Genomic DNA, 19,825 nt, shown 5'->3' with positions numbered 1-19,825 from the left:
GGGTGCGCCCCGCGTCAGGCGCGGGTCGGCGGGATGCGGCCGAGGCGGCCGGCCTGGAAGTCCTCGAAGGCCTGCTGGAGCTCGGCGCGGCTGTTCATGACGAACGGGCCGTAGTGGGCGACCGGTTCACGGATCGGCCTGCCTCCCAGCAGCACGATCTCCAGGGCCTCCGTACGGGAGTCCTGGCTCGCGTCGGCGTGGAAGGTGAGGCTGTCGCCGTCGCCGAACACCGCCGTCTGGCCCGACTCGATCGGACGCCGGTCGCTGCCGACACCGCCGGTGCCGGCGAGCACGTAGGCGAGCCCGTTGAAGTCCGAACGCCAGGGCAGCGTGACCCGGGCACCCGGGCTGACGGTCGCGTGGACCATGCTGATCGGGGTGTGGGTGATGCCCGGCCCCTGGTGTCCGTCCAGCTCACCGGCGATGACGCGCAGCAGCGCGCCGCCGTCCGGGGTGCTGAGCAGCTTGACCTCGCCGCCGCCGATGTCCTGGTAGCGGGGGCTCGTCATCTTGTCGGCGGCCGGCAGGTTGACCCAGAGCTGGAGGCCGTGGAACAGGCCGCCGGAGACGACCAGTTCCTCGGGCGGCGCCTCGATGTGCAGCAGCCCGGAACCGGCGGTCATCCACTGGGTGTCGCCGCCGTTGATCGTCCCGCCGCCGCCCTCGGAGTCCTGGTGCACGAAGGTGCCGTCGATGAGGTAGGTGACGGTCTCGAAGCCGCGGTGCGGGTGCCAGGGCGTGCCCTTGGGCTCACCCGGCGCGTACTCCACCTCGCCCATCTGGTCCATCATGATGAACGGGTCCAGATAGCGGTTCTTGATCCCGGCGAACGCACGGCGAACCGGGAAACCCTCGCCCTCGAAGCCTCCCGGCGCGGTCGTCACCGCGAGCACGGGCCGATCGGTCACGTCTCCCACCGGCGCTGCGACGCGGGGCAGGGCAAGCGGGTTGGGTGCGGTGATGGCGGGCATGTCTTCGCCTCCTTGGCTGCGGACTCCAGCTTAGTTGAAAACTGAACAACTGCAAGCCGTGCATCCATTCCCGACCCCCGCGCCGCACCCCTCCGACCGCACACGCCGGCCGCACACGCCGCCCGCGCGCACCGACCGCGCACGCCGGGATCAAGCACACCGACTCCGATCGGCAGTGCGAACAGGAGGCCCGCAGAGCCGCACCGCCGATCGGTCGACTACCGTCTGTTCCGAACGGAGCGCGGAGAGCGGGCAGTTCAGGCACGACCGTGCCTCGTCGGCGCCGTCGCCGTATTCGTCGCCACGGCGACGGTGTGGCCCGTACGCACCCGCCGCAGATCCACCGAACCGACAGGGGAGACAGATGCTCGCAGTCATCTTCTTCGTGATGGCCGGGCTGATGCTGGCCACGGCGGCGCTGCCGCACGACAGGCTGTGGGCCCTGCGCTCCTGGCAGTACCGGGACCCCGAGGCGCACCGGCCCTCGCCGGCCGCGTTCCGCAGCCAGAAGAACCTCTGCCTGCTGGCCGGCCTGATCTGCGTCGGCCTGGGGATCTACGCCCTGCTCAACTGAGCCCGGAACAGCGGCAGTTGACGGTGCGCGACGGAACCGTCACCAAGAGACCCGCGTCCACTCACACGACGGGCGAACATCCGGAACGCCCCGCGCTGCACCCCAGCGCCGCACGACCACGAATCCGGACTTCAGCAAGGGGGAAAAATGGCAACGGTCATATTCTTCGGCCTGGCCGTGCTCTCGTTCAGCCTGGCAGCACGCCCGGCGGAGAAGGTCGCACAGACGCTCACCTGGCAGTACCGGAACAGAGAGGCCAACGAACCCTCGGACGCCGCGATCCTGGGGCACCGGATCCAACTAGCAATAGGCGGCGTCGGCATGACATTGGCAGGGGTGCTGAGCCTGCTCAGCTAGCGCGCTGCGCGCGCAAGGCGCCGGATCGTCAGCCGTACATCCGGTGCATGGCGAAGTCGACCATCTCCGTCACGGCCTTGGCGTCGAAGACGACGCGGTGGTCGCCCTCTATATCGAGGACGAAGCCGTAGCCCGAGGGCAGCAGGTCGAGCACCTCGGCGCCGGTGATGACGAAGTACCGCGACTCCTTGCCCGCGTACGCCCGCAACTCCTTGAGCGTGCTGAACATCGGGATCACCGGCTGCTGAGTGCTGTGCAGCGCCAGGAAGCCGGGAGTGTCTCCGCGCGGACAGTAGACGCGGGAGTTGTGGAAGATGCCCTGGAAGTCCTCCGGCGACATGGTGCCGGTGGCGAAGGCGCGCACGGCCTCGCCGAGCGAGGGCGGCGACGGCTCGGGATAGAGCGGCTGCTGCTGGCCGTAGCCGGACGGATCGGGCGGGGCTTGATGTTGGCCGTGTTGGCCGTGCTGCCCGTGCGGCTGGTGCGGCACGTACTGACCGTGCTGCGCGTGCTGCGCATGTTGCGCGTGCGACCCGTGTGGCGCGTGCTGCCCGTGGCCCCCGGGGTGGTGACCCGCGCTCGCGGTCTGGTCGTAGCCGTACATGCGCCCCAGATTACGCGGCGCGGGGTGTTCGAGGGGCGGGAGGAGGGCGATCGACCGCGTTACCGGAGGTAACAAACCGAAAACGAGCCAGCTCCGTCACACTGACGGCGTTTGGGGTTGCTTCTTATTACCGACGGGTAGCACTATGGGTGCTACTACCTGGTACGCATCGGAGGAGCACTCCCTCCCCGTCATTACGGAGCCTGTCGCCATGGGCCACTACAAGTCGAATCTTCGGGACATCGAGTTCAACCTGTTCGAGGTCCTCGGTCGCGAGTCGGTGTACGGCACAGGGCCGTTCGCGGAGATGGACGTCGAGACCGCCAAGAGCGTGCTCTCCGAGATCGCTCGCCTCTCCGAGAACGAGCTGGCCGCCTCCTTCGAGGACGCCGACCGCAACCCGCCGGTCTTCGACCCCGAGACCAACACCGCCCCGGTACCCGCCTCGTTCAAGAAGAGCTACCAGGCGTTCATGGACGCCGAGTGGTGGCGTCTGGGCATCCCGGAGGAGATCGGCGGCACCGCCTCGCCGCGCTCCCTGCTCTGGGGCTTCGCCGAGACCATCCTGGGCGCCAACCCCGCGATCTGGATGTACTCCTCCGGCCCGGCCTTCGCCGGCATCGTCTTCGACGAGGGCACCGAGGAGCAGCAGAAGTGGGCCAAGATCATGGTGGACAAGCAGTGGGGCTCCACCATGGTGCTGACCGAGCCGGACGCCGGCTCCGACGTCGGCGCCGGCCGCACCAAGGCCGTTCAGCAGGCCGACGGCTCCTGGCACATCGAGGGCGTCAAGCGCTTCATCACCTCGGGCGAGCACGACATGTCCGAGAACATCGTCCACTATGTGCTCGCGCGCCCCGAGGGCCACGGCCCGGGCACCAAGGGCCTGTCGCTGTTCATCGTCCCGAAGTACGAGTTCGACTTCGAGACCGGTGAGCTGGGCGAGCGCAACGGCGTCTACGCCACCAACGTCGAGCACAAGATGGGCCTGAAGGCCTCCAACACCTGCGAGATGACCTTCGGCGACCGCCACCCGGCCAAGGGCTGGCTGCTCGGCGAGAAGCACGACGGCATCCGCCAGATGTTCAAGATCATCGAGTTCGCCCGGATGATGGTCGGCACAAAGGCCATCGCCACCCTCTCCACCGGCTACCTCAACGCGCTGGAGTACGCCAAGGAGCGTGTCCAGGGCGCCGACCTGGCCAAGTTCACCGACAAGACCGCGCCGCGCGTCACCGTCACCCACCACCCGGACGTGCGCCGCTCGCTGATGACGCAGAAGGCGTACGCCGAGGGCATGCGCGCGCTCGTCCTCTACACCGCCTCCGTCCAGGACTCCATCCTGGTCAAGGAGCACGCCGGTGAGGACGCCTCCGCCGAGGAGCGGCTGAACGACCTGCTGCTGCCGATCGTCAAGGGCTACGGCTCGGAGCGCTCCTACGAGCAGCTGGCCCAGTCCCTCCAGACCTTCGGCGGCTCCGGGTACCTCCAGGAGTACCCGATCGAGCAGTACATCCGGGACGCCAAGATCGACACCCTGTACGAGGGCACGACGGCGATCCAGGGCCAGGACTTCTTCTTCCGCAAGGTCGTCCGCGACCAGGGACAGGCGCTGACCGCGCTGTCCGAGGAGATCAAGAAGTTCCTCGCCGAGGCCAAGGGCGGCGAGGAACTGGCCCCGGCGCGCGAGCAGTTGGCGAAGTCGGCGGTGGACCTGGAGGCGATCGTCGGCACCATGCTGACCGACCTCGCGGCCACCGAGAAGGACGTCAAGTCCATCTACAAGGTCGGTCTGAACACGACCCGCTTCCTGCTCGCCTCCGGCGACGTCGTCATCGGCTACCTGCTGCTGCGCGGCGCCGTCGTGGCGGCCGAGAAGCTGGCCGGCGCCTCCGCGAAGGACAAGGCGTTCTACCAGGGCAAGATCGCGGCCGCGAAGTTCTTCGTGACCAACATCCTGCCGAACGTCGCCGTCCAGCGTGAGCTGGCCGAGAGCGTCGACCTGTCGGTCATGGAGCTGGACGAGGCCGCGTTCTGATCGGTCGGCCACCGGCCCGTTCGCGCGGGCGCTGAGGCGCGGGCGCGACGGCCGAGCAGTACACGGCAAGGGTCAGGGGCCCGCTTCCCGGTCGGGGGAGGCGGGCCCCTGACGCGTACGCGCACCGGTACGGAGAGCGCCGCCGGGAGCGGGGCGGGTGCGGGTGTAGGCCAGGCGTGTGCCTGGGTGTAGGCCCGGGTGTGTGCCAGGCGTAGGCCCGGATGTAGGCCAGGTGTAGGCCCGGATGTAGGCCAGGTGTAGGCCCGGATGTAGGCCAGGTGTAGGCCCGGATGTGGGCCGGATGTAGGCCCGGGGTGCGCACGGGGCGCGCGTAAATCGCTGTCTGTCGCGGGTGGCTTGGCAGAGACTCGGTGCATGGCTGACATGGGTGCGTTCCGGCGGGCTGTCACGGTGTGGGCGGCCGGTGGCCCGGGAGAAGAGGCCGGTGAACTGGCGGCGCGGCTGCCGGTGAGCGGCGCGGTGCTGCTGGAGGGTCCCAGCGACGTCGCCGCGGTGGAGGCGCTTGCCTCCCGGCGCGGGCGCGACCCGGCCGACGAGGGCGTCTGCGTGCTGTCGATGGGCGGCGCGATGAGCGTCGGCAGATACACCTCGCTGCTCGGCCCGCCCGGACTCGGCCTGCGGCTCACCGGTCTGTGCGACGAGCGGGAGCGCGACTTCTACGCCCGTGGCTGGGAGCGGGCCGGTGTGGTCGGCGAGCAGTTCTTCGTCTGCGCCGCCGACCTGGAGGACGAGCTGATCCGGGCGCTGGGCGTGGAGCGCGTACGTGAACTGGTCGAGCAGCAGGGCGATTTGCGGGCGCTGGACACCTTCGTGCGCCAGCCCGCCCAGCGCGGACGGTCGGCGGGACAGCAGCTGCGTCGGTTCCTCGGCACGAAGAAGGGACGCAAGATCCAGTACGGTCGGGTCCTCGTGGAGGCGCTGGCCCCCGACGAGGTGCCCGAGCCGCTAGACGCGCTCCTGGCTGCGCTCTGACCGGAAACGGCGACCGATGCGCCGGGCACGGGCGGCGGACGGCACCGGAGACGGGAGACGGGAGACGCGCGGCGCGCAGCGAGGACGGGGGCGCCGGCGTTGCGGGGCGGCAGTGGCCTTCCGGGGCCGGTGGGGCGCGACGGGTTCAGGCTCTGTGAGGGCTTGGAGCAGAAGCTGTGAGGGCGACCACGGGGAACCGCCGTACGGTACGAGCGGACGTTCGTATGCTGGTCCTCATGCAGCCTTCGACCCCACGCTTCGACCGTGGCCTCACCGATGACCTCATGGGTTACCTCGCGGCTTCTCCGACGCCGTACCACGCGGTGGCGAACGCCGCCGAGCGGCTGGAGAAGGCGGGGTTCAGCCAGGTCGCCGAGACGGACGAGTGGGACGCGTCGGCCGGCGGCAGGTACGTGCTGCGCGGCGGCGCGCTGATCGCCTGGTACGTGCCGGAGGGGGCGTCGCCGACGACCCCGTTCCGCATCGTCGGCGCACACACCGACTCCCCCAACCTGCGGGTCAAGCCGCAGCCGGACACCGGCTCGTTCGGCTGGCGGCAGTTGGCGACCGAGCTGTACGGCGGCGCGCTCCTCAACACCTGGCTCGACCGCGACCTCGGCCTCGCCGGCCGGTTGACCCTGCGGGACGGCTCCACCCGGTTGGTGAACGTCGACCGGCCTCTGCTGCGCGTGCCGCAGCTCGCCATCCACCTCGACCGGCAGGTGAACGACGGGCTGAAGCTGGACCGGCAGCGTCACATGACCCCGATCTGGGGACTGGGGGACGCCGCCGAGGGCGATCTGATGGCCTTCCTCGCCGACGAACTCGGCCTGGACGCGGCCGAGATCACCGGCTGGGACCTGATGCCGCACCCGGTGGAGCCGCCCGCCTACCTCGGCCGCGACCAGGAGCTGTTCGCCGGACCCCGGCTGGACAACCTGCTGTCGGTGCACGCCGGTACGGCCGCGCTCGCCGACGCCGTGCAGTCCGGCGCGGAGCTGAGCGCGATCCCCGTCCTCGCCGCCTTCGACCACGAGGAGACCGGCAGCCAGTCCGACACCGGTGCCGACGGCCCGCTCCTCGGCAACGTGCTGGAACGCTCGGTCTTCGCGCGCGGCGGGAGCTACGAGGACCGTGCCCGCGCGTACGCCGCGACGGTCTGCCTCTCCTCCGACACCGGCCACGCCGTCCACCCCAACTACGCCGAGCGGCACGACCCCACGCACCACCCGATGCCCAACGGCGGCCCGATCCTCAAGGTCAACGTCAACCAGCGGTACGCCACCGACGGCGGTGGCCGGGCCGTCTTCGCCCGCGCCTGCGAGGCGGCCGGAGTGCCGTGGCAGAACTTCGTCTCCAACAACGCCATGCCGTGCGGAACGACCATCGGTCCGATCACGGCGGCGCGGCACGGCATCACGACCGTGGACATCGGCGTGGCGATCCTCTCGATGCACTCCTCGCGCGAGCTGGCCGGCTCGGACGACCCGCATCTGCTGGCCGGTGCGCTCTCCGCGTTCCTGCGCGACGCCTGAGCCCAACCGCAGCGCGCGGCAGGCGAGTTCGGCGGCGTACGGGCGAACCGGCCCCGTACGCGGGGAGGTTGAGAGAGCGGGGCACCTCAGCCGGGGCGTCCGGCGGTGAACTCCGGGCGGACGGAAGCCCGTTGAGCACGTCCGGAGTACGGTGCTCCGCTCGCTGTCGACAGCTCGGCATCCGGCCATGACAGTTCTGTGAAGATCGCCGACCACAGTGGTCGCAACGGGGGAAGAGGGGTTCGCCGGAAACGGCGGGCCCCTCTTTCGTTGCCCGTCTTCCATTGCCCGCGCACCTCGCACCCCTCGCGCCGCGAGCGGGCCCACACCCGTCGGCGAGCGCGGCGGCGACCGGCGGAGAGAACGGCGAAGCAGTCAACTCTTCCCGGGTGCACGGGCGTCTACACCAGCGATCGGGTCGGAACAGTCGATACGGACCGCGAGGAGACTCGCGGAGCAAGGGGGGACGTCATGAGCGGTGTGGAAAGCACACGGAGCAGAAAGCGGCGGTTCGCCCGGCGCGCAGCCGTGGTGATCGCGGCCACGGCCGCGGTGGCCCTCGCGACCAGCCTCGGTTCGGCCTTCAGCCACGGCTACCGCCACGGCAGGCCGTAGACCGACACCCGCCGTGCCGGCCGCAGCCGCCGTACGCGCCGTACGCGCCGTACGGGCAGCGCCGACGGGCGCGTGCGTCGGCAGGCGGCAGGCGGCAGGCGGCAGGCAGACACCGGACGAGCGAACCGGGACACCGGGCGGGCCGCACGGACACCCTCGGCCGCACACCCGCCGGGCACGCGGCCACCGCTGCCACCCCGCCGCCGACTGCGGGCCGCCCCGAGGGCGCCGGCTGCGGGCTGTCGCGGGGGTGCGGCGGGTCAGCCGGCCATGGCCGGCAGCGCGGCAGCGGCGCGTTCGGCGCCGTCGGTGCGGATACGGGGCGCCAACTCCCGTGCGCCCAGGCGGGTTTCCGCACTGAGCGCGACATCGAGCGCGGTCGAGAGCGTGGTGGCCGTGGGCACCGGCCCGTCGTGTGCGACGCCCGCGCCGAGCTCGGCGATTCGCTGCGCCCAGTAGGGCTGGTCGGCGGCCTGGGCCACGACCACCTGGGGGACCCCGGCACGCGCGGCGGCGGTGGTGGTGCCGGCACCGCCGTGGTGCACCACCGCGGCGACCCGGGGGAAGAGCCGCTGGTGGTTGACCTCGCCGAGCACCAGACAGTCCTCCTCCGTCGCCACCGCCGTCAGATCGGCCCATCCGCGGGAGAGGAGGAGACGGCGGCCCTGTGCGCGCACCGCCTCCGTGACCGCTCGACCCGCGTCCTTCGCACCGTGCAGCGGCATGCTGCCGAAGCCGACGTACACCGGCGGCTCGCCCGCGTCCAGGAACGCCAACAGCTCGTCGGGCAGCGGGCGTTCGTCCTCCGTCAGCCACGCACCGGTCTGTACGACGTCCAGGTGCGGAGCGCCCTGCCAGGGGTCGAGCACCGGGTCGGTGGCGAGCCACGGGCGGTCGCCGACGACGTACCCGGCCACCGCGTCCACCGGAGGCAGCCCGACGGTCGTCCGGTTGCTGTTGAGCGCGTCGCCGAAGAGTTCGTCGCAGACACGGGCGTCCAGCTCCCACAGCTCGCGGATGCCGGTCACCTCCGGCGGGTGCGGCCTGCCCGCGTACTCCAGCGGCGGCCGCAGCAGCGAGGGGAGGGTGAGCTGCTGGAAGGTGACGGAGACCGAGGGGATGCCCAGCAGCTCCGCCACCGTCAGCGCGCCGGCCGCGGCGGGCAGCATGCCGGTGGCCACCAGTACGTCGCAGTCCCGCGCGGCACCGGTCACCGACTCCAGCTGTCCGGCGATCAACTCCGCGGCGCGTTGCGGGATTTGGGAGGGCGACGGGGTCGCGACCGTCAGCTCGTGTGCCGACGGGCCGACCGGGACCAGCGGCACACCGACTCCGTCCAGCCGCCGGGCGAAGTCCTCGTCGGGCGGCGCGCAGACCCGCACCGACGCCCCGTGCTCGCGGAGCCGGACAGCGAGCCCGACCAGGGGTTCGATGTCCCCACGCGATCCGTAGCTGGACAGAAGCACGCGCATGTGTCGATTCACCTGTTTCTGTGTCTTCTTCGTGTGCGGGTGGATTCTGCTCCACGAGAGGGGTCTTGCCGCAAGGCCCCCTGCCGGCTGTACGTTGAACACGGCAGGGGAGCGGTGCTCTCCTGCTATTTCGTTTGCGCCGGGGCCGTGCGCGGGGCACAGGATGGCCCCATGAACACCTCGGACGGCTCGGCCGGTTCTGGAACCCCTGGCAGCGCGGACGGGCCGGGCAGCGCGGACGGGCCGGGCAGCGCGCACAACGGGTACGGCCGCGACGCTGGTCATACCCGGGGCCGCGGACGCCCCGCGCCGGACGACTTCGACGCACTGGTCGAGGAGGCGGCGGCCGCACCGATGGAGGGCTGGGAATTCGCCTGGCTGGACGGGCGGGCCACCGAGGAACGACCGGCATGGGGGTACCAGCGGCTGATGGCCGCCCAACTCGCCCGCGCCCGCGCCGCACTCGACATCCAGACCGGTGGCGGTGAAGTCCTCGCGGAAGCGGGCGAGTTGCCCCCGACGACGGTCGCCACCGAGTCGTGGCCGCCGAACATTGCGAAGGCGACGGCGCTGCTGCACCCGCGCGGCGCGGTGGTCGTGGCCGATCCGGACGAGCCGCCGCTCCCGTTCGCCGACGCCGCCTTCGACCTGGTGACCAGCCGGCATCCCGCCACCGTCTGGTGGAGCGAGATCGCCCGCGTGCTCGCGCCCGGCGGTACGTATCTGGCACAGCACGTCGGGCCCGAAAGCGTCTTCGAACTGGCCGAGTTCCTGCTCGGCCCGCTGCCGGAGGAGGCCCGCCGGGGCCGGCACCCGGACGCCGAGTCCGCGGCGGCCCGGCAGGCGGGTCTGGAGCCGGCGGACGTACGGACCGCACGGCTGCGCATGGAGTTCCACGACATCGGCGCGGTGGTCTGGTTCCTGCGCAAGGTCATCTGGATCGTGCCGGGCTTCACCGTCGAGGGGCACCGGAAACGGCTGCGCGAGCTCCATCAACTCCTGTGCGCAGACGGCCCGTTCGTCGCCCACTCCACCCGGACGCTGTTCGTCGCGCGCAAGCCGCGGTGAACGCGTCGGCCGACACGGGCAGTTGGCCCGTGCCGGCCGCCGCGACCGCCGCGGCTGCGCGTACGTACGCCTGCGCGTCCCCTTGCGTACGCACCTCCACCCGTCCGTGCGGCTACACGGTCGGATGGAAGCACTTGCGCTGATCCCCGCGGATCAGGCAGACGCGCACCTCGTTCAGCTCCGACTCAGCCACCGCCACCATCGGTGTCGAGACCGAGGCCGTCGTGTCGAACCGGTCGGCCACCTCGACCAGTTGATCCTCCTGACCGGGTGCGCTGATCCGCACCCTGTCCCCTTCGAGGCCACGGTCGATGCGCGCCCAGACGGTGTCGCAGGCGATGGACTGCCGGATCTTGACCACTGTCTCCCCACCGAACCCGCGCTCCCCGAGGTCTCCCGGCGGAATCCGGGCGTGCGAGCAGCGCGTCACCTCCGGGTCCTTGCCGGTGCAGGTGTCCTCGGTGCAGCTGGTGCGGAAGTCGGCCTCGGTGCCGAGCCCGCTGCCGGTTGCCCCCTGGCCGGGAGAGGCCGTGGTTCCCGCGTCGCCGTCGGCGACGCGGGCCTCCTCGGCGTCGCCCCTGAGACCGTCCAGAGCTCCGGTCAGCAGCAGACCGGCCGCGATCAGCGCCGCCACGGCGGCCACCGCCGCACCCGCGAGCCCGAACCGCCGGTGTGCGACGGGCTCTTCGGCCCCGGCGACCGGCTCCACCCTCGACGGACCGGCCTCCGGCGGACGCACCCGCACCCGGGAGGGCCCGCCGGAGGAGAGCCGGCCGGAGGAAGGTCCGTCAGGGGAGAGCCGTTCGGAAAGCGGCCCGTCCGCACCCGCGCGGCTGCGCCAGGCGGTCTCGGCCAGCTCCCAGTACGCGAGCGCCTTGCCCGGCCGTACCGAGGCCAGCGCGCACAGCGCCTCCACCGCCTCTCTCGGCGGCAGCGCACTGCCGGAGAGATAACGCCCCCAGGAGGACTTGCTGTACGGCGTGCGTTCGCCGAGTGCGGCCAGGCTCAGACCGGTTCGCTCCCGCAGCTCCCGCAGCAGCGCCGCGAGCCGCGCGTACTCCACCGGACGGTCAGCGCTCACTGCGCAGCACCTTCCAGGTGTCGGGTCCGACCTTGCCGTCCACCGCGATCTTCGCCCGCTCCTGGAGGCGTTTGACCGACCGCTCGGTGTTGTTGCCGAACGCGCCGTCGGCCGGGCCGGGCGCCATGCCGTGGTACGTCACCAGGCACTGCGCCTCCACCACCGACCAGCGCGAGGCGTCCTTCTCGATCAGCTCCTGCCGGGTGCGGCTGTAGCCGGAGTACATCAGTCCGTCGTCCTCGTCCTTGCTCACCGCGCACTCGTACTCCTTGCCCGGCTCGTAGACGAACTCGCCCAGCTCCGGATGGACCGGCCCGGTGTACGGCTTGTTCTCCGGCGCGGAGGGGCCGGGGCGGGCGTCGTCGTGCGAACTCCCCTTGTCCCAGGGCGCGATGAGCGCCAGCCCGATGAGCATCACCGCCGAGGTGGTGACGCTGGTGAGTGCGATGGCGAGCCACGGGATCGGCTGTGCGCCACGGCCGACGGCGCGCTTGTCCCCCGCCGTCTCCGGTCTCTCCTGCGGGCCGTCCCCCGGGCCCGGCACCGAGCCGGCGCCCGTCCGCGCGGCGCCCCCCGGGCCGGAGAGCCCGCTCGGTTCCGCGTCCGCCCCGGTCGCGCCCAGGTCGGACGCGGGGCCGGCCGCGGCGCCCTCCGGGCCGGGCAGGTCCGGCGAACCGGCCTGCCCCGCACCGGAGTTGAGGGCCACGGTGTCTTCGGTCGACTCCGCGGCGCCGGCCCCTCCCGAGGCGCTCTCCTCCTCGGCTCCCGCAGCGCTGCGCGCGCCCTGCGCGACGTCCCGCAGCGCGAGCAGCCTGGCGGGGTCCTCCCCGCACACGCCGGCCAGTGCCTCGATCGCCCCGACGGGCGGCAGCGTCCGGCCGTTGAGGTAGCGGTCCCAGGAGGACCGGCTGTATCCGGTTCTGGAGGCCAGCGCCGAACCGCTGAGCCCACTGTGGTCCTTGAGTTCGCGCAGACGTACGACGAGCTGCCTGGTGCGCGGATCGAGCGCGCTCGGCAGCGCCTTCCAACGGGTCATGTCCCCACCCCTAGTGGTCCGTTGTCCGGAAGCAGTTCCCCCCGCTTCCGTGTTCCGCGGAGCGCGCAGGACCGGCGAAGGGCCCTGACACATCCCGCGAACGCCCCTTCCCTCCTGACAAAACCGCAGGTCAGGCCCTGGGACGCCCCAACATTGTCTCAGCGGCCCTGCCCAGCTGGCCAGACAACCGACGGCGAGGCCATCGTGAGTTGCGCACCGACCGCCGCCGGTTCAACCACCGGAAAGCGAACAGGTGTTGCCGGAAGGGCAGCTTCCGCCGAGGTGCATCAGCAACTGCGTACCCGGACGGACGCACCGCCATTCGGCGCAGGGGGAACACTCACTCCGAGGAGAGACACATGCAGAAGACGACCACCAGAATCCTCGCCGCGGCCGGCACGAGCGCGCTGGCCATCACGAGCTTCGTCGGCGTCAGCCACGCCACCGCTCCGGCCGCTCAGGAGCAGGGCGACCGCGTCGGCCAGGTGCGCACCGTCCCCGCCGAGGTCTCGACCAAGGCCGCCGGCTACTGCACCACCAGCAAGACGTTCCGCAAGAACGGCTACGTCTACACGCTGCCGGTCGACAGCAACGGCAACCGCGGCTGCACCATGGGCCAGGGCGCGGGCGGCAAGCATGTGACCGCGCTCCAGAACGCGCTGAAGTTCTGCTACTCGCAGAGCATCGACGTGGACGGCATCTGGGGCCCCAGAACGACCGTCGCTCTGAAGAACGCCCAGAAGAAGATGGGCGTCACCGCCGACGGCCGGTTCGGCCCGAACACCAACGCCAAGACCAAGTGGCGGGCGATCAAGGACGACCCGAACAACCCGGTGAGCAGCTGCCGCACCTACTGAGACGGCGACCGGGGCCCGGTGAGGGGCGCCCCGGAACACGACCGCACCGGCTCCGCACACTCTGCGCCGCCGCGACCTCGGGGGAGTCGCGGCGGCGCAGTACGCCCACGGCCCGGCCTGCCGCCCCACGCACAGGACCACGTCACGTCCCACGCTCAAGCTGCGTCACGCCCGACGCACGGAGCGGTGACTCAGTACGCACACGGCCCGGCTTCACGCCGAAGGGTGTCGGCGGGCGGTGAGCAGCAGCGTGCAACCGGTCAGCAGCTCCCAGGCGGTGATCGGGTAGACGGCGAGCCGCTCCCAGACCCCGTCGGGGAGGAGGTGGAACGCCGAACTGCCGCTGTCCGCAACGAACATGACCAGACTCAGCAGCCCGAGCACGCCGAGCGCGGCACTCGCGCACCGGTACCGCCGCCCGGCGCCGAACCGTCCGGACGCCCGGGCGGCCACGATCGCCAACACGTTGCCGCACACGATCGCCGCGCCGGCCCCGACGGCGTGCGGCAGGCTCGTCCCGTCCGCGGCCTCGCGCGGTCCGGCGTGGACCGCACCGACGAGCAGCATCCCCGCCGCGTACAGCACTCCCGGTCCGAGGAGCGGCGCACGCGGCACGCCCCGCGCCCCCCGGAGCAGCAACACCACCCCGAGCAGCAGCAGTACGCCCTGTCCGACGAACGCCAGGTTCATCAGGAGCGCGGCCCCCGAGCGGAAGCCCCGGCCCTCCTCGCTCTCGTACGGAACGCCCAGATCGCTGATGTAGTGGTGCGCATAGCTGTAGCCGGGAAACCGCGACGCCGCCAGCGCCTCGCACAGGACGTACCCGACAGCGGCGACGACCAGCACGACACCGGCCCACCACAACGTTCCGGAACGCCGAACGGCGGGGCCGGGGCCGCCTCGTGGGGCGGGACGCGGCCGCAACCGCGGGACGTGCGGGTTCGAACTCACGCGCACACCGTCGCCTGTACGATCAACGGATTCAAGGTGAGTCCGGTGCGGACGTGTTCACGGGGAGCCCTTCTCCTGCCTGACACCTGCGCCGGAAGACTTTCACAGCACGCGGGGCCGGAGCCTCGGAGGGCGACCGGCTCGCCGCGTCCCGGGCACCGCGATCTGCTTCGGTCGGCCCGCGGCCGGACCGGAGAGCCGCTCCCCGTCCGGGTGGAGGGTCGTGGTCGCTCACCGAGACGTCGTCGGCGGGGGCGGGGGCCGGGTGCGCCCGCCCCCGCCCCCGTGCGCGAGGAGCACACATGCCGCTGAGGTTCTCGTCCTGCACCTTCGGGTACCGGCGCAAGCACCCGGTGCTGCGCGATCTCGACTGCGACCTCCCCACCGGCCGTACCGTCTTCCTGGGCCCCAACGGGGCAGGAAAGAGCACGGTGTTGGGGCTCGGCGCCTCCGCGCTGCTGCCCGTCTCGGGCCAGGTGGGGTACCGGAGGATGCGGACCGACGACCGCCGGACGCTGCGCGAGTACCGCAGGCGCGTCGCCTGGATGCCGCAGCACCTGACCACCGTCCCCGGCCTCACCGCACGTGACCAGGTGGCCTACGCGGGCTGGCTGAAGGGGATGTCCCGGACCGAGGCGTGGGACGGGGCACTGGACGCGCTGCGGCGGGTCGAGATCCCGGGTCCCCGCCTGCGGAGCCTGCGCCACGCGCTCACCAACGCCGTCCCGCGCAACTGACCGGGCCCACCTGCGGGTCTTGGGTTCCAGGGCGTACGCCCGCCGAGCCGCACCCGGCCCGCCCACGGGCACGGGCGCGTACGCCGGGGTGCCCGTACGCCGTGTGCCCGTACGCCCGCCGTACCGGCACCCCGGCTCCGCCCGTCGCTACGCGGGGCCGCCCGCGGACTCGTCCAGGCCGGCGAGCACCAGTGCGAGGCGTGAGCGTCCGGCGTCGGTCACCCGTACCGGTACGCCCCAGTCCTGCTGGTGCATGTGGCAGGCCGGGTACTCGTTCGCCGGGTCGTCGTCGCAGGAGGCGGCCATCGCCGAGACGTGGAGCACGCCCTCGGTGACGCCCTCCGCGAGCCGCACCGTGCGACGCAGCTCGGTGCCCTGCCCCTCGCCGTCGGCGAGCAGCTCGGGCGGGGTGGCGGAGACCAGCAGGCGGGTCGACGGGCCGTAGCGGTCGTCCAGCTTCTGCCCGGCCGGAGCCTGGAAGACGATGTCCAACTCCACCTCGCCCGGGGCGACTTCGGTCGCTTCCCGCTGGGTGCGATGGGCCACCTCCGCGACCCGTACGGCCTCCTCCGGGAGCCGCAGCCGGGTCAACCGGTGACGGGCGGACTCGACGACCAGAATCTCGTCACCACCCGGTTCGTCGCCGTGCGCGGTGCCGAGCACCGCGTCCGAGAGCTCCCTCAAGTCCGTTGCCAGCGTGGTCACTTCGCCGGAGACCGGATCGTAGCGACGCAGCGCGTGGTTGTACGTGTCGGCGACGGCCACCGAACCGTCGGGCAGCACCGTCACGCCCAACGGGTGCTGGAACAGGGCCTGTTCGGCCGGTCCGTCCCGGTGGCCGAAGTCGAACAGACCCGTACCGACGGCCGTGCGCACCCGGTACCCCTCGCCCTCGCGCTCCACCCACCGCAGTGCCGAGGTCTCGGAGTCGGCGACCCACAGCCGCTCGGCCGAGGCCGCGAGCCCGGAGGGCTGAGCGAACCACGCCTGGTCGGCGGGCCCGTCCACCAGACCCTCGTTGGTGGTGCCGGCCGCGACCGCCACCCGGCCGGAGTCCGGGTCGTACGTCCACAGCTGGTGGACACCGGCCATCGCGATCCACAGCAGCCCGTCGAACCAGGCCACGTCCCACGGCGAGGAGAGCGCCACCTCGTGCCCCGGCCCCCGGGTCGCGTCGCCCTGCCACCACTGCTCCCCGGTGCCGGCCAGCGTCTCGGTCGTGCCGGTCACCGGATCGAAGGCGCGCAGCGCGTGGTTGACGGTGTCGGCGACCGCGACCCGGCCGTCCGGCAGCAGCGCCATGCCCTGCGGCTCGCTGAACCGCGCCGCGCTCGGCGGGCCGTCGACCAGCCCGCGCTCGCCCCCGCCGATCCGCCGCAGTACGCGCTCACCGTCCGCCGCCAGCTCCACCAGCTCGTGCCGGGTGGTGTCGCTGACCAGGAAGGTGCCGCTGGGCAGCCGCAGCACCTTGCCGGGAAAGCGCAGATCGGTCGCCTCCGGCTCCGGCGGTACGTACGGGCCCTCGCCGCGCCGCAGGGTCCCCTTGGCGCCGTGCTCGGCGACCAGCTCCTCGACCAGGGCCGCGATCGCGTGCGCATGGCCCTCGCCCGCGTGCTGCGCCACCACGTACCCCTCGGGGTCGATCACCACCAGCGTGGGCCAGGCGCGGACCGCGTACTGCTTCCAGGTGGCCAGCTCGGGATCGTCCAGGACCGGGTGGTGCACCTCGTACCGCTCGACCGCGTCGAGCACCGCGCGGGGCTCGGCCTCGTGGACGAACTTGGGCGAGTGCACCCCGACGATCACCAGCGAGTCCCGGTGCGCCTCCTCCAACTCCCGCAGCTCGTCCAGGACATGGAGGCAGTTCACGCAGCAGAAGGTCCAGAAGTCGAGCAGCACCACGCGACCGCGCAGCTCGGCGAGCGACAGCTCCTTGCCACCGGTGTTGATCCAGGCTCGTCCTTGCAGCTCAGGGGCGCGCACGCGCGATCGCTTGCTCATCCCTCCAGCGTGCCACGGTGGACACCCCAGCCCGATGATGGGCGTCCCCGGTCCGCCACCAGCGCAACGGCGACCGTGCGGGCAGTAGATCCCCTTGCCCCGGCATCGGCACGGCGCATCGGACCGCCGAGTGCACTCGCAGACTCGGTGTGGTCCGGGACAGGTGCCTGCGGCTGCGCTCACCAGATGTGCCCCGTAGCCACCAGAAGCAGGAATGCCGCCGTGGTGCCCCACGTCGCTACGGCGAAGAGCGGGCCGGCAAGGCGACCACCGGCGCGGAAGGTGCGCCTCATGGCTTGCTCCGGCCACGTCGCCACTCCGTCAAGTAGGCCACTGCGGCATCACCTGCGGCAGCGTCATCGCCCTGCGGCGCCGGCGGTGCGTCGGGGCACCTCGGGGTGCCGCACTTGCACGGCGGGAAGGCGATGGTGATGGGAAGCGCTGCGAAGCGGTCTCCCAGGGACTGCTCAGATGGATTCTCCATGCTTACCAGCGTCGGACGGTAACCGGTCGACTACTAGCGGCCCCCTGTGGGCCCGTTGTGGGCCAGAATGGGCATCATGAGCAGCGTTGGGGAGCGCATCCGCGAGGCACGGCACCGCCTTGAGTGGTCGCAGGGTCGGTTGGCACGCGAACTGTGCCGAGCCGCAGGTGTCGCAGGCGAACCAGTCGACCGGCAGACAGTCAGCCGGTGGGAACGCGGAGTCCGCACGCCGCGTGAGTGGATGCCGCTCTTGTGCCGAGTGCTGGGTGCCGACCTGCGAGACCACCGGGCGCCGGCGGTGAACAACCCATCACGGCTGGACGGCGCGACCGTCGATGCTCTCGCCGACGTGCTGAGCGCGTACCGGCGGCTGGACGACCATGCCGCCCCCCACGCGCTCCTGGCGCCCGCTGTGGCACATGCGAACGCCGTGCTTGGGGTGTTGCGCGAGGCACGGGGTCCGCACCGGGGGCGGCTGGTGGAAGTGGCATCGGAGAGCGCGCAGTTCGCCGGATGGATGTACGCGCAGGTGGGTGCACACCGCGATGCAGATCTGTGGCTCGCTGACGCACTCGATCTCGCCGACGAGGCAGGCAACGGAACGCTCGCGGCACAGGCACTCAACTTCCATGGCTATGTGGCGCGGCAGCAGGGCCGCCCGCACGCGATTGCCCGATGGTTCGGGGCCGCAGCGGACACCCCGGGCGCGCACCCGGCGCAGCGCATCGGCGACTACCTGCAAGCTGCCGCAGGATTGGCGGAGTTGGGGCAACGCGATGCGGCACTGCGCACTGCTGCGCGCGCCGAGGCACTGACTGATGCCGCTGCGGCACTCCCACCGCCGGACACCGCCTACTGGCTCACGCCCGCGTTCAACCGCCTGAACATGGGGATCTTCGCCCTCGGCCTGGGGCAGCACGCCGATGCTGCGGACCACCTGCGCGCGGGACTTGACGGCCTGCCCGAAGATCTTCGCAGCGCACCGTGGACCGAAGAACATCGGGCAGCGCTGCAACGGGCGACGGCCTGAGCCCTGTGGCACTGACGCAGAAAGCGCCCCACCTCACCCCGGCAAGGGAGCTCGGCTACGGACGTGCGGAACGCGGAAGGTCTGTACGACAGGCTTCGCGCGGATGCGTTGTCACCCGAGGAGTCCCGGGCCGTCGTTGCCAGGATCATGAAGGAGTACGAACAGTGAGCGAAGCAACCACGTGGATCAAGTCCAGCTACAGCGGGGGCAACGGCGGGCAGTGTGTCGAGTTCAGCCGTGATCTTCTGCCCGCCGGAGTCGTGCCGGTGCGCGACAGCAAGGACACCGAGCGGGAGATGCTTCGCTTCGGGGCAGGCGCGTTCGAGGAATTCGTGAGCGCCGTCAAGGGCGGATCGCTGTAGGCCGTCTTAACGCAGACAGGCCCCGTTTCAGCGTGGATGCTGATACGGGGCCTCTGTGGCGCCGCAGGACGCAGAACCCCCTGAACCAGCGGTGAGGCTGGCGCGTGGACACTGTGGCTGGGCCGGTCGGCATCGTTCCGTCCGGGGCTCAGCTCTTGGCTGCTTCGAGCAGCACCTCCGCCAGCTCGGCGGGCTGTGAATACATCGGCCAGTGGCCGGTGTTGAGCTCGGCGAGTCTCCAGTCGGCGGCCTCCGCGAGGAGGTTGGCGACGGCCGGCATCGGGTCGGGGCCGTCCAGCAGGCACTTCACATAGGTGGCCGGCAGCTCTTCGAGCGGTCGCTCCAGAACCGCGGGCCCGGTGAGGGTGGCGCCGGGGTGCGGCACCGCGTCCGCCATCAGCCGCTCCAGCTGCTCTCCGGACAGGCCCTGGTCGCCGACCATGCCGTCCGGCGCGAAGTCCGCGGCAGAGGGCGGCGGCCAGCACCCGCCGTGGTCGGCGATCGCCGCCTCCACCATCGCCCGGCCGTCCGGCCACGCCGAGACGAAGGACTCGCCGTCCTCCGGAATGTTGGAGTCCACGAGGACGAGGCGCTTGAGCCGGTCACCGATCCGCACGGCGGCCTGACCGACCGGGATGCCCGAGTAGCTGTGACCGACGAGCACCACCTCGCGCAGGCCCAGCCGGTCGACCTCCTCCGTGACGTCCCGGACATGGGTGCGCTGATCGGCGGAGTCGGCCTGCTTCTCGCCCAGCCCGGAGAGCGAGAGCGGGTGCACCCCGTGGTCCTCGGCGCGCAGCCGCGGCACCACCTCGTCCCACGCCGACGCCCCGAGCCACGCCCCTGCGACAAGTACGAAATCCGTCATGGGAACACGCTAGACCTGGCCTCTGACAGTCGCCCTCGGAGTGCCGCAGCCGCAGCTCAGCGGGCCGGCGGTCCACCACCGGGGCGAGGCTCCGAGCCTCGGCTCACGCGCACCCGCGTGCCCGCGTGCCCGCGTGCCCGCGTCGAAGCCCAGCACTCCGGCTCCGGCTCACAGCCACCAGACACCAGGCA

19 protein-coding genes are annotated in these 19,825 nt (G+C 71.7%); 11 read left to right on the top strand and 8 right to left on the bottom strand.

Annotated features, from left to right (window positions below; translation table 11 throughout):
• Positions 1 to 14: 14 nt before the first annotated feature.
• A complete protein-coding gene (locus MTQ01_RS02475) occupies positions 15 to 971 on the bottom strand; it encodes a pirin family protein (protein WP_247486629.1) in 957 nt (318 codons plus the stop codon).
• A gap of 364 nt (positions 972 to 1,335) precedes the next feature.
• Here MTQ01_RS02475 and MTQ01_RS02470 point away from each other — a divergent pair, with 364 nt between their 5' ends.
• Positions 1,336 to 1,545: a hypothetical protein gene (locus tag MTQ01_RS02470; RefSeq protein WP_247486628.1), complete on the top strand. Its 210-nt coding sequence runs from the start codon at positions 1,336 to 1,338 to the stop codon at positions 1,543 to 1,545.
• 147 nt (positions 1,546 to 1,692) lie between these two features.
• On the top strand, positions 1,693 to 1,902 hold the full coding sequence (locus tag MTQ01_RS02465; RefSeq protein ID WP_247486627.1) for a hypothetical protein: 210 nt from the start codon (positions 1,693 to 1,695) through the stop codon (positions 1,900 to 1,902).
• Positions 1,903 to 1,930: 28 nt separating this feature from the next.
• Here MTQ01_RS02465 and MTQ01_RS02460 read toward each other — a convergent pair whose 3' ends face one another.
• The gene (locus tag MTQ01_RS02460; RefSeq protein WP_247486626.1) at positions 1,931 to 2,506 is read right to left on the bottom strand and encodes an SseB family protein; all 576 of its coding nucleotides are present in this window, start codon (positions 2,504 to 2,506) and stop codon (positions 1,931 to 1,933) included.
• 211 nt (positions 2,507 to 2,717) lie between these two features.
• Between MTQ01_RS02460 and MTQ01_RS02455 the strand changes: the two genes are divergently transcribed.
• The 4 genes from MTQ01_RS02455 to MTQ01_RS02440 all read left to right on the top strand — a co-directional run bounded on the left by MTQ01_RS02455 (position 2,718) and on the right by MTQ01_RS02440 (position 7,687).
• Positions 2,718 to 4,544: an acyl-CoA dehydrogenase gene (locus MTQ01_RS02455; RefSeq protein ID WP_247486625.1), complete on the top strand. Its 1,827-nt coding sequence runs from the start codon at positions 2,718 to 2,720 to the stop codon at positions 4,542 to 4,544.
• Positions 4,545 to 4,919: 375 nt separating this feature from the next.
• A complete protein-coding gene (locus tag MTQ01_RS02450; protein ID WP_247486624.1) occupies positions 4,920 to 5,537 on the top strand; it encodes a TOPRIM nucleotidyl transferase/hydrolase domain-containing protein in 618 nt (205 codons plus the stop codon).
• Positions 5,538 to 5,773: 236 nt separating this feature from the next.
• Complete coding sequence (locus MTQ01_RS02445) at positions 5,774 to 7,072, top strand: M18 family aminopeptidase (protein ID WP_374207574.1); 1,299 nt, start codon at positions 5,774 to 5,776, stop codon at positions 7,070 to 7,072.
• Positions 7,073 to 7,543: 471 nt separating this feature from the next.
• Positions 7,544 to 7,687 carry a hypothetical protein gene (locus MTQ01_RS02440; protein WP_247486622.1) on the top strand — a complete coding sequence of 48 codons (144 nt, stop codon included), beginning with the start codon at positions 7,544 to 7,546 and terminating at the stop codon, positions 7,685 to 7,687.
• A gap of 260 nt (positions 7,688 to 7,947) precedes the next feature.
• Here the strand turns inward: MTQ01_RS02440 and MTQ01_RS02435 are convergent, their stop codons facing one another.
• Positions 7,948 to 9,159 (bottom strand): glycosyltransferase, encoded by a 1,212-nt coding sequence (locus MTQ01_RS02435; RefSeq protein WP_247486621.1) that lies wholly within the window; start codon positions 9,157 to 9,159, stop codon positions 7,948 to 7,950.
• Between the two features lie 171 nt (positions 9,160 to 9,330).
• Here MTQ01_RS02435 and MTQ01_RS02430 point away from each other — a divergent pair, with 171 nt between their 5' ends.
• On the top strand, positions 9,331 to 10,227 hold the full coding sequence (locus MTQ01_RS02430) for a class I SAM-dependent methyltransferase (RefSeq protein WP_374207573.1): 897 nt from the start codon (positions 9,331 to 9,333) through the stop codon (positions 10,225 to 10,227).
• A 112-nt stretch (positions 10,228 to 10,339) separates the two neighbouring features.
• On the opposite strand, the gene MTQ01_RS02425 is transcribed toward MTQ01_RS02430, so the two are convergent.
• The gene (locus MTQ01_RS02425) at positions 10,340 to 11,308 is read right to left on the bottom strand and encodes an XRE family transcriptional regulator (protein WP_247486620.1); all 969 of its coding nucleotides are present in this window, start codon (positions 11,306 to 11,308) and stop codon (positions 10,340 to 10,342) included.
• Complete coding sequence (locus MTQ01_RS02420; protein ID WP_247486619.1) at positions 11,298 to 12,344, bottom strand: helix-turn-helix domain-containing protein; 1,047 nt, start codon at positions 12,342 to 12,344, stop codon at positions 11,298 to 11,300. The genes MTQ01_RS02425 and MTQ01_RS02420 overlap by 11 nt, the downstream gene beginning before the upstream one ends.
• A gap of 359 nt (positions 12,345 to 12,703) precedes the next feature.
• On the opposite strand from MTQ01_RS02420, the gene MTQ01_RS02415 reads away from it, so the two are divergent.
• Complete coding sequence (locus tag MTQ01_RS02415; protein ID WP_247486618.1) at positions 12,704 to 13,201, top strand: peptidoglycan-binding protein; 498 nt, start codon at positions 12,704 to 12,706, stop codon at positions 13,199 to 13,201.
• Between the two features lie 213 nt (positions 13,202 to 13,414).
• Here the strand turns inward: MTQ01_RS02415 and MTQ01_RS02410 are convergent, their stop codons facing one another.
• Positions 13,415 to 14,152: a DUF998 domain-containing protein gene (locus tag MTQ01_RS02410; RefSeq protein WP_247486617.1), complete on the bottom strand. Its 738-nt coding sequence runs from the start codon at positions 14,150 to 14,152 to the stop codon at positions 13,415 to 13,417.
• Between the two features lie 302 nt (positions 14,153 to 14,454).
• Between MTQ01_RS02410 and MTQ01_RS02405 the strand changes: the two genes are divergently transcribed.
• Positions 14,455 to 14,889: an ATP-binding cassette domain-containing protein gene (locus MTQ01_RS02405; protein WP_247486616.1), complete on the top strand. Its 435-nt coding sequence runs from the start codon at positions 14,455 to 14,457 to the stop codon at positions 14,887 to 14,889.
• Positions 14,890 to 15,036: 147 nt separating this feature from the next.
• Here the strand turns inward: MTQ01_RS02405 and MTQ01_RS02400 are convergent, their stop codons facing one another.
• The gene (locus MTQ01_RS02400; RefSeq protein ID WP_247486615.1) at positions 15,037 to 16,890 is read right to left on the bottom strand and encodes an NHL domain-containing thioredoxin family protein; all 1,854 of its coding nucleotides are present in this window, start codon (positions 16,888 to 16,890) and stop codon (positions 15,037 to 15,039) included.
• A gap of 560 nt (positions 16,891 to 17,450) precedes the next feature.
• Here MTQ01_RS02400 and MTQ01_RS02395 point away from each other — a divergent pair.
• Together MTQ01_RS02395 and MTQ01_RS02390 are read left to right on the top strand one after the other, a co-directional pair.
• Positions 17,451 to 18,404, top strand: coding sequence for a helix-turn-helix transcriptional regulator (locus MTQ01_RS02395; RefSeq protein WP_247486614.1), 954 nt, complete (start codon positions 17,451 to 17,453; stop codon positions 18,402 to 18,404).
• A gap of 164 nt (positions 18,405 to 18,568) precedes the next feature.
• Positions 18,569 to 18,766: a DUF397 domain-containing protein gene (locus MTQ01_RS02390; protein WP_247486613.1), complete on the top strand. Its 198-nt coding sequence runs from the start codon at positions 18,569 to 18,571 to the stop codon at positions 18,764 to 18,766.
• A gap of 148 nt (positions 18,767 to 18,914) precedes the next feature.
• On the opposite strand, the gene MTQ01_RS02385 is transcribed toward MTQ01_RS02390, so the two are convergent.
• Positions 18,915 to 19,634 carry an alpha/beta fold hydrolase gene (locus MTQ01_RS02385; RefSeq protein ID WP_247486612.1) on the bottom strand — a complete coding sequence of 240 codons (720 nt, stop codon included), beginning with the start codon at positions 19,632 to 19,634 and terminating at the stop codon, positions 18,915 to 18,917.
• Positions 19,635 to 19,825: the final 191 nt, after the last annotated feature.

It is taken from the genome of Streptomyces sp. XM4193, from assembly GCF_023072595.1.
In the GTDB taxonomy this organism is placed as follows: Bacteria; Actinomycetota; Actinomycetes; order Streptomycetales; family Streptomycetaceae; genus Streptomyces.
Note: the sequence above shows the minus strand (reverse complement) of the source record. Positions and strands in the feature narration are given on the sequence as shown.

Bases quoted from the DNA above. Each gene is read 5' to 3' on its own strand.
- MTQ01_RS02455 (WP_247486625.1), top strand. From the start codon at position 2,718: ATGGGCCACTACAAGTCGAATCTTCGGGACATCGAGTTCAACCTGTTC.
- MTQ01_RS02415 (WP_247486618.1), top strand. From the start codon at position 12,704: ATGCAGAAGACGACCACCAGAATCCTCGCCGCGGCCGGCACGAGCGCG.
- MTQ01_RS02445 (WP_374207574.1), top strand. From the start codon at position 5,774: ATGCAGCCTTCGACCCCACGCTTCGACCGTGGCCTCACCGATGACCTC.
- MTQ01_RS02430 (WP_374207573.1), top strand. From the start codon at position 9,331: ATGAACACCTCGGACGGCTCGGCCGGTTCTGGAACCCCTGGCAGCGCG.
- MTQ01_RS02470 (WP_247486628.1), top strand. From the start codon at position 1,336: ATGCTCGCAGTCATCTTCTTCGTGATGGCCGGGCTGATGCTGGCCACG.
- MTQ01_RS02385 (WP_247486612.1), bottom strand. From the start codon at position 19,634: ATGACGGATTTCGTACTTGTCGCAGGGGCGTGGCTCGGGGCGTCGGCG.
- MTQ01_RS02440 (WP_247486622.1), top strand. From the start codon at position 7,544: ATGAGCGGTGTGGAAAGCACACGGAGCAGAAAGCGGCGGTTCGCCCGG.
- MTQ01_RS02465 (WP_247486627.1), top strand. From the start codon at position 1,693: ATGGCAACGGTCATATTCTTCGGCCTGGCCGTGCTCTCGTTCAGCCTG.
- MTQ01_RS02450 (WP_247486624.1), top strand. From the start codon at position 4,920: ATGGCTGACATGGGTGCGTTCCGGCGGGCTGTCACGGTGTGGGCGGCC.
- MTQ01_RS02420 (WP_247486619.1), bottom strand. From the start codon at position 12,344: ATGACCCGTTGGAAGGCGCTGCCGAGCGCGCTCGATCCGCGCACCAGG.
- MTQ01_RS02395 (WP_247486614.1), top strand. From the start codon at position 17,451: ATGAGCAGCGTTGGGGAGCGCATCCGCGAGGCACGGCACCGCCTTGAG.
- MTQ01_RS02475 (WP_247486629.1), bottom strand. From the start codon at position 971: ATGCCCGCCATCACCGCACCCAACCCGCTTGCCCTGCCCCGCGTCGCA.
- MTQ01_RS02405 (WP_247486616.1), top strand. From the start codon at position 14,455: ATGCCGCTGAGGTTCTCGTCCTGCACCTTCGGGTACCGGCGCAAGCAC.
- MTQ01_RS02400 (WP_247486615.1), bottom strand. From the start codon at position 16,890: ATGAGCAAGCGATCGCGCGTGCGCGCCCCTGAGCTGCAAGGACGAGCC.
- MTQ01_RS02435 (WP_247486621.1), bottom strand. From the start codon at position 9,159: ATGCGCGTGCTTCTGTCCAGCTACGGATCGCGTGGGGACATCGAACCC.
- MTQ01_RS02460 (WP_247486626.1), bottom strand. From the start codon at position 2,506: ATGTACGGCTACGACCAGACCGCGAGCGCGGGTCACCACCCCGGGGGC.